At 72.5% G+C, this 13,756-nt stretch carries 14 protein-coding genes and 1 tRNA gene; 11 read left to right on the top strand and 4 right to left on the bottom strand.

Annotated features, from left to right (window positions below; genetic code table 11):
- Positions 1 to 13: 13 nt before the first annotated feature.
- On the top strand, positions 14 to 787 hold the full coding sequence (locus ACH4N1_RS07660; RefSeq protein ID WP_398095298.1) for a sulfite exporter TauE/SafE family protein: 774 nt from the start codon (positions 14 to 16) through the stop codon (positions 785 to 787).
- Here ACH4N1_RS07660 and ACH4N1_RS07655 read toward each other — a convergent pair.
- On the bottom strand, positions 776 to 1,573 hold the full coding sequence (locus ACH4N1_RS07655; protein WP_398095297.1) for an HAD-IIA family hydrolase: 798 nt from the start codon (positions 1,571 to 1,573) through the stop codon (positions 776 to 778). The two genes, ACH4N1_RS07660 and ACH4N1_RS07655, sit on opposite strands and share 12 nt — an antisense overlap.
- Before the next feature lie 121 nt (positions 1,574 to 1,694).
- Between ACH4N1_RS07655 and ACH4N1_RS07650 the strand changes: the two genes are divergently transcribed.
- The gene (locus ACH4N1_RS07650; protein WP_398095296.1) at positions 1,695 to 2,441 is read left to right on the top strand and encodes a cobalt-precorrin-6A reductase; all 747 of its coding nucleotides are present in this window, start codon (positions 1,695 to 1,697) and stop codon (positions 2,439 to 2,441) included.
- Positions 2,442 to 2,484: 43 nt separating this feature from the next.
- On the opposite strand, the gene cobF is transcribed toward ACH4N1_RS07650, so the two are convergent.
- Together cobF and ACH4N1_RS07640 are read right to left on the bottom strand one after the other, a co-directional pair.
- The gene (gene cobF, locus ACH4N1_RS07645) at positions 2,485 to 3,258 is read right to left on the bottom strand and encodes a precorrin-6A synthase (deacetylating) (RefSeq protein ID WP_398095295.1); all 774 of its coding nucleotides are present in this window, start codon (positions 3,256 to 3,258) and stop codon (positions 2,485 to 2,487) included.
- 45 nt (positions 3,259 to 3,303) lie between these two features.
- Positions 3,304 to 3,810 carry a DUF309 domain-containing protein gene (locus tag ACH4N1_RS07640; protein ID WP_398095293.1) on the bottom strand — a complete coding sequence of 169 codons (507 nt, stop codon included), beginning with the start codon at positions 3,808 to 3,810 and terminating at the stop codon, positions 3,304 to 3,306.
- A gap of 98 nt (positions 3,811 to 3,908) precedes the next feature.
- On the opposite strand from ACH4N1_RS07640, the gene ACH4N1_RS07635 reads away from it, so the two are divergent.
- The 9 genes from ACH4N1_RS07635 to ACH4N1_RS07595 all read left to right on the top strand — a co-directional run bounded on the left by ACH4N1_RS07635 (position 3,909) and on the right by ACH4N1_RS07595 (position 12,459).
- Positions 3,909 to 3,985, top strand: a tRNA-Pro gene (locus tag ACH4N1_RS07635).
- A 220-nt stretch (positions 3,986 to 4,205) separates the two neighbouring features.
- Positions 4,206 to 4,778 (top strand): TetR/AcrR family transcriptional regulator, encoded by a 573-nt coding sequence (locus tag ACH4N1_RS07630; protein ID WP_363090636.1) that lies wholly within the window; start codon positions 4,206 to 4,208, stop codon positions 4,776 to 4,778.
- A 113-nt stretch (positions 4,779 to 4,891) separates the two neighbouring features.
- Positions 4,892 to 6,070: an acyl-CoA dehydrogenase family protein gene (locus tag ACH4N1_RS07625; protein WP_398095290.1), complete on the top strand. Its 1,179-nt coding sequence runs from the start codon at positions 4,892 to 4,894 to the stop codon at positions 6,068 to 6,070.
- Positions 6,071 to 6,072: 2 nt separating this feature from the next.
- Positions 6,073 to 6,831, top strand: a complete 759-nt coding sequence (locus ACH4N1_RS07620; RefSeq protein WP_398095289.1) for an SDR family NAD(P)-dependent oxidoreductase — start codon at positions 6,073 to 6,075, stop codon at positions 6,829 to 6,831.
- 463 nt (positions 6,832 to 7,294) lie between these two features.
- Positions 7,295 to 8,323 carry a sugar ABC transporter substrate-binding protein gene (locus tag ACH4N1_RS07615; protein ID WP_398095287.1) on the top strand — a complete coding sequence of 343 codons (1,029 nt, stop codon included), beginning with the start codon at positions 7,295 to 7,297 and terminating at the stop codon, positions 8,321 to 8,323.
- The gene (locus tag ACH4N1_RS07610; RefSeq protein ID WP_398095286.1) at positions 8,323 to 9,399 is read left to right on the top strand and encodes an ABC transporter permease; all 1,077 of its coding nucleotides are present in this window, start codon (positions 8,323 to 8,325) and stop codon (positions 9,397 to 9,399) included. The genes ACH4N1_RS07615 and ACH4N1_RS07610 overlap by 1 nt, the downstream gene beginning before the upstream one ends.
- 4 nt (positions 9,400 to 9,403) lie before the next feature.
- Positions 9,404 to 10,318 (top strand): ATP-binding cassette domain-containing protein, encoded by a 915-nt coding sequence (locus tag ACH4N1_RS07605; protein WP_398095285.1) that lies wholly within the window; start codon positions 9,404 to 9,406, stop codon positions 10,316 to 10,318.
- 25 nt (positions 10,319 to 10,343) lie between these two features.
- A complete protein-coding gene (locus ACH4N1_RS07600) occupies positions 10,344 to 10,931 on the top strand; it encodes a GNAT family N-acetyltransferase (RefSeq protein ID WP_398095283.1) in 588 nt (195 codons plus the stop codon).
- 283 nt (positions 10,932 to 11,214) lie between these two features.
- Positions 11,215 to 12,459, top strand: a complete 1,245-nt coding sequence (locus ACH4N1_RS07595) for a serine hydrolase domain-containing protein (protein ID WP_398095282.1) — start codon at positions 11,215 to 11,217, stop codon at positions 12,457 to 12,459.
- Positions 12,460 to 12,568: 109 nt separating this feature from the next.
- Here the strand turns inward: ACH4N1_RS07595 and ACH4N1_RS07590 are convergent, their stop codons facing one another.
- A complete protein-coding gene (locus tag ACH4N1_RS07590) occupies positions 12,569 to 13,573 on the bottom strand; it encodes a Gfo/Idh/MocA family oxidoreductase (RefSeq protein WP_398095280.1) in 1,005 nt (334 codons plus the stop codon).
- Between the last annotated feature and the right edge of the window lie 183 nt (positions 13,574 to 13,756).

The raw sequence follows: 13,756 nt of genomic DNA, 5'->3' as shown, positions 1-13,756 counted from the left end.
CATCGGTTTCCGCATGAACACGATGACGTTGTGGCACATCACCGGCTGGGAGTTCGCCGCCCTCGCCCTCGCGGCCCTGCTGGTCGGCTTCTCCAAGACGGCCGTCAGCGGGGCCAACACGGTCAGCCTGGCGGTCTTCGCCGCGGTCCTGCCCGCCCGCGCCTCCACCGGCGTCCTGCTGCCGATCCTGATCGCCGGGGACGTCCTGGCCGTCCTCACCTACCGGCGGCACGCCCACTGGCCCACGCTGTGGCGGCTGTTCCCGGCGGTGGCCGCCGGTGTCGTCGTCGGCACGCTGTTCCTGATGCGGGCCGACGACGCGGCCGTGCGCACATCCATCGGCGCGATCCTGCTGTTCATGGCCGGGGTCACGGTGTGGCGGCGGCGCGCCGCCGAGGCGGCCGACGACCCCGACGCCGTGGTGACCCGCGCCGGCCGCCTCAAGGCCCGCGCCTACGGCGTCCTCGGCGGCTTCACCACGATGGTCGCCAACGCCGGCGGCCCGGTGATGTCGATGTACCTGCTGTCGGCGGGATTCCGCAAACTCGGCTTCCTCGGCACCTCCGCCTTCTTCTTCCTCGTCGTCAACGTCTCCAAGGTGCCCTTCAGCGTGGGCCTCGGCCTGATCGACGGCCGCTCGCTGCTCCTGGACGCGGCGCTCGCCGTCTTCGTCCTCCCCGGGGCGCTGCTCGGCAGGTGGGCGGTGCACCGCATCGACCAGCGGCTGTTCGAGCGGCTCGTCATCGCGGCGACCGTGGTGGGCGGCCTCCAGCTGCTACTGCGCTGACCGCGGCCCCGCCAGCAGGGCGGGCAGGTCCGCGAACGAGTCGACGACGTGGTCCGGGGTGCCGTCGGCCGCCTCCAGCGCCCGCGGCAGGAACTTGCCGGTCCTGACCAGCACCCCGGTGATCCCCGCCCGTTGCGCCGCGAGGACGTCCGACTCGACGTCGTCGCCCACCATCAGCGCCTCCCCGGCGCCCGCCCCGAGGCACCTCAGCGCGGCCGCGAAGAACGCCGGCGACGGCTTCCCCGTCACCTCGGCCGCCACTCCCGCGGCTGCCTCCAGCCCCGCCAGGAACGCCCCGGCGTCCAGCCGCAGTCCCGCGTCGGTGCGCCAGTACAGGTTGCGGTGCATCGCCACCAGCCGCGCACCCCGCTGCAGGTGCCCGAAGACCCGGTCCAGCGCCTCGTAACCGAACTCGGGACCCGCCCCGCCGAGGACCACCACGTCCACGTCGTCCGCGTCGAGGCCGACCAGGTTCACGCCGGCGAGGTCCTCCTCGACGGCACCGCTGTTCAGCAGCGCGCACCGGGCGCCCGGGAACCGCTCGGCGAGGTGGGCGGCGGTCGCGGCCGGCGCGGTGAGGACGTCCTCGGCGCCCACCGGGAAACCGGCGTCCGCCAGCGTCGCCGCGATCGAGGCCCGGGTCCGCGAGGTCGTGTTGGTGACGAGGACGACGCCGAGCCCGGCCTCCCGCACCGCCCGCAGCGCCTCCACCGCCCCCGGGAGCGGCTTCCAGGAGACGGTGAGGACCCCGTCGACGTCGATCAGCACGGCACGCACAGCACCCATACGGGGACGATAACGCCGGGGCCGGCGGTCCGCCGCGAGGATCATGGGGGGGGCGCCCGGGTGCCGTCCGGGACCGGCCCCCGCGCGTCCGCCGCCGCCCCCGCCTCGTACGCTCGACGCCATGTCCGCCCACGTCCTGGTCCTCGGCGGCACCACCGAGGCCCGCGAACTGGCCGCCGCCCTCGCGGCCCGCCCCGGTGTCCGGGTGACCTCGTCACTGGCGGGGCGGGTGTCCCGGCCCGCGGCCCTCGCGGGGGACGTCCGCAGCGGCGGGTTCGGCGGGGCCGACGGGCTCGCGGCCTGGCTGGCCGAGCACGCCGTGGACGCCGTGGTCGACGCCACCCACCCCTTCGCCGCCGGCATCACCGCGAACGCGGCGCACGCCGCGACCGCCGCCGGACGGCCCCTGATCGTGCTGCGCCGACCGGGCTGGCGGCCCGGCCCCGGCGACCGCTGGCACCGCGTGGGCTCCCTGGCGGAGGCGGCGGAACTGCTGCCCCGCCTCGGCGGACGCGTCCTGCTGACGACGGGACGCCTGGGCCTCGCGGCCTTCGCGCACCTCACCGGACCGCACTTCGTCGTCCGGTCCGTGGAGCCGCCCGCGCCGCCGATGCCGCCGGACACCGAACTCGTCCTGGCCCGCGGCCCGTTCACCGTCACCGACGAGCTGGCGCTGCTGCGGGAGCACCGCATCGACGTGCTGGTCACGAAGGACAGCGGGGGAGTGGCGACGGCCGCGAAACTGACGGCCGCCCGCCGGCTGGGCCTGCCCGTCGTGGTCGTACGGCGGCCGCCGCTGCCGGACGGCGTGACGGCGGTCCCGGACGTGGCCGGAGCACTGGAGCGGCTGGGGCTCGACGCGCCGTGACGCGGTGCCGCTCCCTGATCCGGCCTGATCCCAACGAAAGACCCTAGTCGCCCCGGCGGTTGCGGCGCAGGAGGTACGTGTCCATGATCCAGCCCTTGCGTTCGCGTGCCTCGGCGCGCAGACGCTCGATGCGGGGGCCGGCCTCGGCGAGCGGGCCGGAGACCAGGATCTCGTCCGGGGTGCCGATGTAGGCGCCCCAGTAGATGTCGATGTCCTGGTCGGCGTACCGGCGGAAGGCCTGGTGGGCGTCGAGCATCACCACCACGTCGTCCACCCCCTCCGGGAACCCCTCGGCGAGCCGCCGCCCGGTGGTGATCTGCACCGGCCCGGCCACCCGGTTCAGGCCCGTGCGGTGGCGGGCGACGAGCGACGAGACGCTGCTGACGCCGGGCACCACGTCGTACGCGAAGGTCACCGCGCCCCGTGCCAGCACCTCCTCCAGGATGCCGAGCGTGCTGTCGTACAGCGCGGGGTCGCCCCACACCAGGAACGCGCCGCTCTCGTCCTCGCCGAGTTCCTCGGCGATCAGCCGTTCGTAGATCCCGGCACGGGCGCTGCGCCAGTCGCCGACGGCGGGGGAGTAGGCGGCGCCGCCCGCGCGGCGGTCCCGCTCCGGGTCGCGGGCCTCCACGACCCGGTAACCGCCCTCCGGCAGGTGCGTGTCCAGCATGTCCCGGCGCAGCCGCGTGAGGTCGCTCTTCACCTCGCCCTTGTCGAGGACGAAGAACACGTCCGTGCTCCGCAGCGCCCGGACCGCCTGGAGGGTCAGCTGGTCGGGGTCGCCCGCGCCGATGCCGATGACATGAATCGTTCGCACGGCCACGAGTCTGCCGTACGCCACCGGCGGTGCCGGTGGCGGGTGTCAGTGCAGCCGCGGCGCCGAGGCCCGCGCGTCCACCGCCGTCCCCGACTCCTCCACCTCCCCCGCCAGCCGCCGCGCCCAGTCGGCCAGTGCGGCGAGGTCCATCCCGTACGGGTCCCACCGCCCGGAGCCGCCGGCCCACTCCTCCACGGACGCCGCCCCGCGCCGCAGCAGACGCGGCCCGCCCGTGAGGTTGCCGCGGGCGGCGTGGGTGAGACCGACCGCGAGCTGGGCCAGTCCCCGCCACAGCGCGCGCTCCGCCTCCGGGCCCGACTTCCAGGCGTCCTCGAACACCTCGTGGGCGTGGAACGGCTTCCCGGCGTCCAGCAGCGCCTGCGCCTCGGCGACGCTCTCCCGCGGACGGCGTACGACGCCCTCGGGCTGGCGCTCCACCCCGGCCGCCCCGTACGGCAGCGGCCGCCCCAGCCCGTCCCGGGGCCGCGCGCTGCGCGCCCGCCCCTCCTCGTCCCGGTCCCGCGCGTCCCCGCCGTTCCTCATGCTGCCCATGGGGCGATTGTCCCGCGCCGGTGCCCCTTTCGGTGCAGCGCCCGGTGTGGGGTAAAGTGCTGTTCGCGCGATCACGCGGGCATCCGCGGGAAGCGCACCGGGACGTGGCGCAGCTTGGTAGCGCACTTGACTGGGGGTCAAGGGGTCGCAGGTTCAAATCCTGTCGTCCCGACCAGCGTCATCGCAGGTCGGAAGCCGCTTTCTCATCCGTGAGAAGGCGGCTTCGGTGCGTTCGGGGGATGTTCCGGCGCGGTGAGGGGCGGTGCTCCTCGCGCCGGGGCCGAGAGGCGCGGCGGCCGGATTCCGTGCGGCGAGGCCCGGCCGCGCCCGAGGTCCGGCCGCGCCGATCGCGGACCGGGCGGCCGGCGTGGCGAGGGCACGGATATTCTGGGATCATGCCGTCCCCCCGCCGCACCGCCCGACAGGCCGACCTGCTGGAACGACTCGTCGCGCTGCTGACGGCACAGGGGTTCTCCGACCTCACCCTGGACGATCTCGCCGAGCGGCTGCGCTGCTCCAAGACCACCCTCTACCAGCTGGCCCGCAGCAAGCAGGGGCTGGTCGTGGAGGCGGTCAAGCACTACTTCCGGGGGGCGACCGAGGCCGTGGAGAAGCGGGTGGCGCAGACCGACGACCCCTCCGACCGCGTCCGCGTCTACCTGACGGCCGTCGCCGAGCAGCTGCGCCCGCTGTCCCGCCGTTTCCTCGACGACGTGGCCGAGTTCCCGCCCGCGCGCGAGGTGTACGAGGCCAACACGCGCATGGCGGCGGAGCGGGTGCGCCGGCTGATCGCGGAGGGCGTCTCCGACGGCGCCTTCCGCGAGGTGCACACCGCCTTCGTCGGCGAGGTCGCCGCCGCCACCATGCGCCAGATCCAGCAGGGCGAGCTGAAGGCGCGCACCGGGCTGACCGACGCCGAGGCGTACGAGCAGCTCGCCTCGCTCATCGTGCACGCCGTCTCCTCCTGAGACCGGCGGCTCCGGCATCTCCGCTCCCGTCCGCGGATGCCCTGGCACGCCCACGTGCAGTACTGTGAATGATACTTTCGTACTCCTTCCAGTATCACTCCGTGGAGGCCGACATGCCCGCCACCCGCGCCCTGCCCACCGAGGAGGCCGTCGACCTCGTCGAGCTGACGCGCACCCTGGCCGCCAGGGAGCTCGCGCCCCGGGTCGCCGACGCGGAGGCGGACGGGACGTTCCCGCGGGACGTCTTCCGCACCCTCGGGCGCAGCGGTCTGCTCGGGCTGCCCTTCGCCGAGGAGGACGGCGGGGCGGGACAGCCGTACGAGGTGTATCTCCAGGTCCTGGAGGAGATCGCCGCGGTCTGGTCCAGCGTGGCCGTGGGGATCTCGGTGCACGCGCTGTCCTGTTTCCCGCTGGCCCGTTTCGGCACCGAGGCGCAGCGGCGCAAGTGGCTGCCCGAGATGCTGGGCGGAGACCTGCTCGGCGCGTACTGCCTCTCCGAGCCGCACGCCGGCTCGGACCCGGCGGCGATGCTCACGCGCGCCGTCCGCGACGGCGACGAGTACGTCCTCAACGGCGCCAAGGCGTGGACGACGCACGGCGGGTACGCCGACTTCTACACGGTCATGGCCCGCACCTCCGACGACCGCGCCCGCGGCATCTCCTGCTTCCTCGTCCCGGCGGACACCCCGGGGCTCAGCGCCGACCCGCCCGAGCGGAAGATGGGCCTGACGGGGTCGGCGACGGCCACCATGCGCCTCGACGACGTGCGGGTGCCCGTCGAACGGCGGATCGGGGAGGAGGGGCAGGGCTTGAAGATCGCGCTCGCCTCCCTGGACTGCGGCAGGCTCGGCATCGCCGCCGTCGCCACCGGCCTCGCCCAGGGCGCCCTGGACCACGCGGTGCGCTACGCCCGCGAGCGCGAGACCTTCGGCAAGCCGATCATCGAGCACCAGGGCCTGGCCTTCGTCCTCGCCGACATGGGGGCGGCGACCGAGTCGGCGCGCGCCACGGCGCTCACCGCCGCCCGGCTCAAGGACGCCGGCCTGCCCTTCACCCGGGAGGCGTCCGTCGCCAAGCTCGTGGCCACCGACAACGCCATGAAGGTGACCACGGACGCGGTGCAGGTCCTGGGCGGGTACGGATACACCCGCGACTTCCCCGTCGAGCGCTACATGCGCGAGGCGAAGGTCATGCAGATCTTCGAAGGAACCAATCAGATCCAGCGCATGATCATCTCGCGTGCGCTGGACCGGAACGAGGGCGGTGCGCTCACCGTCTTCGGCAAGGAGTGATGATGCAGCTCGAGAACACCGCCGCCCTTGTCACCGGCGGTGCGTCCGGCCTCGGCGCGGCCACCGCGAAGGCGCTCGCCGAGGGCGGCGCGCGGGTCTTCGCCCTCGACCTCGAGGACGGCATCGACAAGGCGCCCGAGGTGCCCGGCGTGAGCTACGTGCCCGCCGACGTCACCGACCCCGAGCAGGTGCGGGCCGCCGTCGCCACCGCGGCCGGCTCGGGCGTGCCGCTGCGCACCGTCGTCAACTGCGCCGGCATCGGCCCGTCGATGCGGATCCTCGGCAAGAAGGGCGTCCACGACCTCGCCCTGTACGCGAAGGTGATCCAGATCAACCTGGTCGGCACCTTCAACGTGCTCGCGCTCGCCTCGGAGGCCATCGCCGAGACCGAGGCCGACGGCGACGGCCAGCGGGGCGTGATCGTCAACACCGCCTCCATCGCCGCCTACGACGGCCAGATCGGCCAGGCCGCCTACTCCTCCTCCAAGGGCGGCGTCGTCGGACTGACCCTGCCCGCCGCCCGCGACCTCGCCCAGTACGGCATCCGGGTGTGCACCATCGCCCCGGGCATCGTCGAGACCCCCATGCTGGCCACCGTCTCCGAGGAGTTCCGCGACTCGCTCGCCGCCGGCGTGCCCTTCCCGCGCCGGCTCGCCCGACCCGAGGAGTACGCCAGGCTCGCCCTGGCGATCGTCGACCACGACTACCTCAACGGCGAGACCATCCGCATGGACGGCGCGCTGCGGATGGCGCCGCGGTGACGCTCGGGCACTGACCGGCCGACCGGCACCCGGAAGTCGCCGGAAGCCGCCGGAAGCCGTCGGAAGTCGGAGGAGGAACGGGACGCACGGTGAACGTGCGTCCCGTTCTGCTGTATGCCGTATCGGGCGGCTGGGCGGCCGGGCGAACGGTCGGCCGGACCGTGGTCGCCGGTCGCCGGGCTTCGGTGTCGGCGCCTCCTCGGGGCGGATGACGTTCCCCCGTACGGGGTAGAGATCGCTCCCTCAGGTGTAGGCCCGCCCGCCCCCCTGCCCCTACTTTGTTCTTACATTCGGACCTGCTTGTGAAATGATGTCTTAACAAAGTATTGACAGTGGGCGCCCCAGGGGATTGGATCCCGTCCCAGCAGCGCGCAGTTCCCGACCTTCCGGTCCGGGCCCGGATCCTCGTGATCGCCTCCCCTTTCGCCGTCGTTCCCCTGTCGCACAGTGAGGTGCAGGAAAGATGGACAGCTCTTCCCCCTCCCGTCCCTCCCGTTCCCGCGGAATCGCCCCGGTCGTGGCCGTGGCCGCCGCGGCCGCCCTGACCCTCGCGGGCTGCTCCAGCAGTTCCGGCGGCAAGAAGGCCGAGGACGGAGGGGGCGAGGCCGCCGCCGGCAAGGCCACCACGCCCCGGATGACCGTCGCGCTGGTGACCCACCAGTCGCCCGGCGACACCTTCTGGGACATCGTCCGCAAGGGCGCCGAGGCCGCCGCCGCCAAGGACAACGTCAAGCTGGTCTACTCCGCCGACCCCAACGCCGGCAACCAGGCCACCCTGGTGCAGAACGCGATCGACCAGAAGGTCGACGGCATCGCCGTCACCCTCGCCAAACCCGACGCCCTCAAGGACGTCGTCGCCAAGGCGAAGGCCGCGAACATCCCCGTCGTCGGCCTCAACTCCGGTGTCAGCGAGTGGAAGAGCCTCGGTCTGATGGAGTTCTTCGGCCAGGACGAGACCGTGGCCGGCGAGGCGCTCGGCAACCGGCTGAACTCCGAGGGCGCCAAGAAGGTCGCCTGCGTCATCCAGGAACAGGGCAACATCGGCCTCACCCAGCGCTGCGACGGGGTGAAGAAGACCTTCTCCGGCACCACGGAGACCGTGTACGTCAACGGCACCGACATGCCCTCGGTGAAGTCGACGATCACCGCCAAGCTCAAGCAGGACAGCGCCGTCGACTACGTCGTGACCCTGGGCGCCCCGTTCGCGCTGACCGCCGTCCAGTCGGTGTCGGAGGCGGGCAGCAAGGCGAAGATCGCCACCTTCGACCTGAACAAGAACCTCACGGGCGCCATCGACCAGGGCACCATCCAGTTCGCCGTCGACCAGCAGCCCTACCTCCAGGGCTACCTGGCGATCGACTCGCTGTGGCTCTACAAGAACAACGGCAACTACCTGGGCGGCGGGGAGCAGCCGGTGCTCACCGGTCCGGCCTTCGTCGACAAGTCCAACGTCGACGCGGTCGCCGCGTACGCCGCGAAGGGCACCCGGTGATGAGCATGACCCAGCACGCCGGGCCGGCGGTGACCACACCGCCGGCCCCCGGCCCGAAGGAGACCGACGGCCGGACCTCCCGACGCCCACTGGCCCTGCGGCTGCTGGCCAGGCCCGAGGTGGGGGTCTTCCTCGGTGCCGTCGCGGTGTACGTCTTCTTCCTGGTCACGGCTCCGCCGGTGCGCGACGGCAGCTCGATGGCCAACGTCCTGTACCAGTCCTCCACCATCGGGATCATGGCCCTGCCGGTGGCGCTGCTGATGATCGGCGGCGAGTTCGACCTGTCGGCCGGTGTCGCCGTCGTCACCTCGGCGCTCACGGCGAGCATGCTCAGCTACCAGCTCACGATGAACGTCTGGGTCGGTGTGGTCGTCGCGCTGGTCGTGTCCCTCGGGATCGGCGCGTTCAACGGCTGGATGCTCGTCAGGACCGGCCTGCCCAGCTTCCTGGTCACCCTCGGCACCTTCCTGATCCTCCAGGGCGTCAACCTCGCCGTGACCAAGCTGGTCACCGAGAACGTCGCCACCGACGACATCAGCGACATGGACGGCTTCGGCCAGGCCAGGAAGGTCTTCGCCTCGTCCTTCGACGTCGGCGGCGTCCAGGTCAAGATCACGGTGGTGTGGTGGCTGGTCTTCGCCGCCCTCGCCACCTGGGTCCTGCTGCGCACCAAGTACGGCAACTGGGTCTTCGCCGTCGGCGGCAACAAGGAGTCCGCCCGGGCCGTGGGCGTCCCGGTGACGTTCACGAAGATCTCCCTGTTCATGCTGGTCGGCTTCGGCGCCTGGTTCGTCGGCATGCACCAGCTGTTCACGTTCAACACGGTGCAGTCCGGCGAGGGCGTCGGCCAGGAACTGATCTACATCGCCGCGGCCGTCATCGGCGGCTGTCTGCTCACCGGCGGCTACGGCTCGGCGATCGGCCCGGTCTTCGGCGCCTTCATGTTCGGCATGGTCCAGCAGGGCATCGTCTACGCCGGCTGGAACCCCGACTGGTTCAAGGCCTTCCTCGGCGTCATGCTCCTGGGCGCCGTCCTGATCAATCTGTGGGTCCAGCGCACGGCCACCCGGAGGTGACCCCATGACGAACGACAAGACCGGCACCCACGGTGCCGTCCTCGCGGACATCCCCCCGGCCGACGCCGACCGCCCCCTGGTCGAACTGCGCAACGCGGGCAAGTCGTACGGCAACATCCGCGCCCTGCATGGCGTGCACCTCACCGTCCGCCCCGGCGAGGTCGCCTGCGTGCTGGGCGACAACGGCGCCGGCAAGTCCACCCTCATCAAGATCGTCTCGGGGCTGCACCAGCACACCGAGGGCGAGTTCCTCGTCGACGGCGAGCCGGTGCGTTTCACCACCCCGCGCGAAGCCCTGGACCGCGGTATCGCCACCGTCTACCAGGACCTCGCCACCGTCCCCCTGATGCCGGTGTGGCGCAACTTCTTCCTCGGCTCCGAGATCACCAAGGGCCCCTGGCCCGTGCGGCGCCTCGACATCGAGACGATGAAACGGACCGCCGACGAGGAACTGCGCAACATGGGCATCGTCCTCGACGACCTCGAACAGCCCATCGGCACCCTCTCCGGCGGCCAGCGCCAGTGCGTGGCCATCGCCCGCGCCGTCCACTTCGGCGCCCGCGTCCTCATCCTCGACGAGCCCACCGCCGCCCTCGGCGTCAAGCAGTCCGGCGTCGTCCTGAAGTACATCGCCGCCGCCCGCGACCGCGGCCTCGGCGTCATCTTCATCACCCACAACCCGCACCACGCCTACATGGTCGGCGACCACTTCAGCGTCCTGCGCCTGGGCACCATGGAACTCTCCGCCTCCCGCGACCAGGTCAGCCTCGAAGAACTCACCCACCACATGGCCGGCGGCACCGAACTCGCCGCCCTCAAACACGAACTGGCCCAGGTGCGCGGCGTCGACGTCGACGAACTCCCCGAGGAGCGGGACCTCACCCCGCCCCCGGCGGAGGGCGGCGGGGAGAAGACCTGAGGGTGCGTCGCCTAGCCTGACGGGCATGGACACGACGGACGACACCGCCCTGCGAGCCGTACGGCTGGAGGCCGGCGCCACCGCGTCGGCACCCGCACTCCTGCTGCGCCCGTGGTGCGCCGAGGACGCCGCCGGGGTGGCCGAGGCGTACCGGGACCCGGTGCTGCGCCGCTGGGCGACCGTGACCGTGCGGGACGAGACCGAGGCGCTGAGCTGGCTGCGGACGCAGCACGACGGCTGGGAGACGGGGGAGCGCCTCGCCTTCGCCGTCCTGGAGGCCCGGCCCGACGGCGGCGAAGGGCGGTTGGCGGGACACGTCGTCCTCAAGGCGCCGCACGGTCCCGAGCCGGAGGTCGGCTACTGGACCGCCGCCCCCGTACGCGGCCGGGGCGTGGCCCCGCGCGCGCTGAGCGCGCTCACGCACTGGGCCTTCACCGCCTTCCCCGAGGTGACCCGTCTGCGACTGCTGCACACCGCCGCCAACACCGCCTCCTGCCGGGTCGCGGAGAAGGCCGGCTACGGCTTCGACGCCGAAATGCCTCCCGCACCACCGGAGTTCCCGGCCGTCGGCCACCTCCACATACGGGCCGCCACCGGGCGGACCCCCGCGTGAACACCGCCCGTGGCCGACCGGGGCCGTTGCCCTCCTCCTCCGGCCGGACGGCTTCCCGGCCTCCCCGGACGCCGGCGCCCCGGGCGGGCGCGATCCGCGCGGACAAGCACCGGTCATGACAGCGACCCGGTGGCCGGCCCCGCCCCGCCCGGGCGGCGGGTGCGGGCCGCCCGACAGGCGACGGCCCGCAGCCGCTCCTATCCTGGTGCTGATGGGCCGCGCGCGGCCCGTGCCCCTGGTGCGGCTGTGGTCTGCGGCGAAGTCTCCTGGCGGGAGTGAGCCCATGACCCATCCGCATGTCCGTGCGCGCAGGGGAGCCGTGGTCGCCGCCGCGACGGCGGCCCTGGTACTGCCGCTCGCGGGCGGTACGGCGGGGGCGGTGCCCCCCGTCGGGACCACCGTCGCCGCGGCACCTTCCCCGACCCCCTCCGGCGACGACGTCCGCGACCTCACGCCCGAGGTGAAGCAGCAACTCGACCAGGCCGTCCAGCAGGTCATGAAGCAGGCGAACATCCCCGGTGTGTCCGTCGGCGTCTGGACGCCGGACAAGGGCGAGTACGTGAAGTCCTTCGGCGTCGCCGACAAGGACACCGGCCGGAAGATGGCGCCGGACCTCTTCATGCGGATCGGCAGCGAGACCAAGACCTTCACCGTCACGGCCGTGCTGGAGCTGGTCGACGACGGGAAGATCGGCCTGGACGACCCCATCGGCAAGTACGTCGACGGCGTACCCAACGGCGACGAGATCACCCTGCGCCAACTGGCCGGCATGCGCAGCGGACTGTTCAACTACTCCATGGACGAAGGCTTCTTCAAGGCGCTGACCTCAGACCCGGAGCGGCCGTTCGCGCCGCGGGAACTCCTCGGCTACTCCTTCAAGCACCCGGTGCTGTTCCAGCCCGGCGCGGAGTTCAACTACTCCAACACCAACCTGATCCTGCTCGGCCTGGTCGTCGAGAAGATCAGCGGGCAGACCCTCGCGGACTACATCCAGGAGAACGTCCTCGACCCGGCCGGCCTGGACGACACGAGTTTCCCCACCGGCAACGAGTTCCCGCAGCCGCACGCGCAGGGCTACACGAACCAGACCGCGACCGGCAAGGTCGAGAACGCGACCGACTGGAACCCCTCCTGGGGCTGGGCCGCCGGCGCGATGATCTCCAAGCTGGAGGACCTGCGGGTCTGGGCGCGGACCGTGGCCACCGGTCGATTCCCCGACGGAGGAAGGATGATCAGCCCCGCCACCCAGAAGCAGCGGCTGATCACGCCGTCCATGCCGGTCCCCGGCTCGGGCTACGGACTCGGCATCTTCGACGTGCAGGGCTGGATCGGCCACAACGGCTCCCTGCCGGGCTACCAGTCCCTGACCGTCTACCTGCCGTCGGCGCGGACCACCCTCGTCGTCGTGCTGAACACCGACGTCAACTACAAGAACGAGGAGCCCAGCACCCTCTTCGGCAACGCCATCACGAAGATCATCTCGCCGGACCACGTCTTCGACCTGCCGGCCCAGCCGGTCCCGAAGTGAGGGAGCCGGCCGGCGGTGAGGCGAGGGCCGGCGGTGAGGCGAGGGCCGGCGGTGAGGCGAGGGAGGTGTGCGGCGGTGAGCCGGGTACCCGCCGCCGCCCGTACGCCGGTCAGGCGGCGCGCACCTCCGCGATCGTCACCGGCCGGTGCTCGTGCAGCGACAGCGTGCACGCCTCCGCGATCCAGCCGGCCTCCAGGGCGTCCTCGACCGTGCAGGGCGAGGGCCGGGTGCCGGCCACCACCTCGGTGAACGCGGTGAGTTCGGCCCGGTAGGCGGCGGTGAAGCGGTCCATGAAGAAGTCGTGCGGGACACCGGCCGGGAAGGTCACACCCGGCTCCACCGAACGCAGCGGCAGCTTGTCCTCCAGGCCCACCGCGATGGAGTCCTGGAAGCCGTGGATCTCCATGCGGACGTCGTAACCACGGGCGTTGTGACGGGAGTTGGAGACCACGGCGATCGTGCCGTCGTCCAGGGTGAGGACCGCGCCCGTGGTGTCGGCGTCGCCCGCCTCCCTGATGAAGTCCGCGCCCCGGTTCCCGCCGACCGCGTACACCTCGCGCACCTCGCGGCCGGTGACCCAGCGGATGATGTCGAAGTCGTGCACCGAGCAGTCCCGGAAGATGCCGCCCGACGCGGCGACGTACGCGGCCGGCGGCGGCGCCGGGTCCAGGGTGGTCGACCGCACGGTGTGCAGGGTGCCCAGCTCACCGGAGCGCACGGCGGCGCGCGCGGCGACGAACCCGGCGTCGAAGCGGCGGTTGTAGCCGATCTGGATCGGCACGTCCCTGCCCCGGACGGCCCGGAGCACGTCGACGCCCTCCCGCATGGTCCTCGCGACGGGCTTCTCGCAGAAGACGGGCACGCCCGCGTCGACGGCGGCCAGGATCAGCGCCGGGTGGGCGTCGGTGGCGGCGGCCACGACGATGCCGTCCACCCCGGCCGCCAGCACGGCCTCCGGGGAGTCCGCGACCTCGGCACCGAACCGGTCGGCGGCGGACTTGGCGGCCTCGGCGAACGGGTCGGCGACGACGAGCGACTCGACGGCGTCGAGTCCGGACAGGGTCTCGGCGTGGAAGGCGCCGATGCGGCCGAGGCCGAGAATGCCGATACGCATGGGGGTGCAGCTCCTTGGAGGTCGTGCGGGTCGTGCGGGTCGTACGGGTCTTACGCGTCGTACGGGGGAGAAGGGGGCGGAGGAGGGGCTAGGCGGTGTCTTCAAATGTCACGCCCACATCAGGAGCGATGCGAGGGTGACGGCTGCTTGGTAGGACTCGGCGGTCTTGTCGTAGCGGGTGGC

Source organism: Streptomyces sp. NPDC017202 (assembly GCF_044331705.1).
Taxonomy (GTDB): Bacteria; Actinomycetota; Actinomycetes; order Streptomycetales; family Streptomycetaceae; genus Streptomyces.
This window is presented reverse-complemented; position numbering and strand designations above follow the sequence as displayed.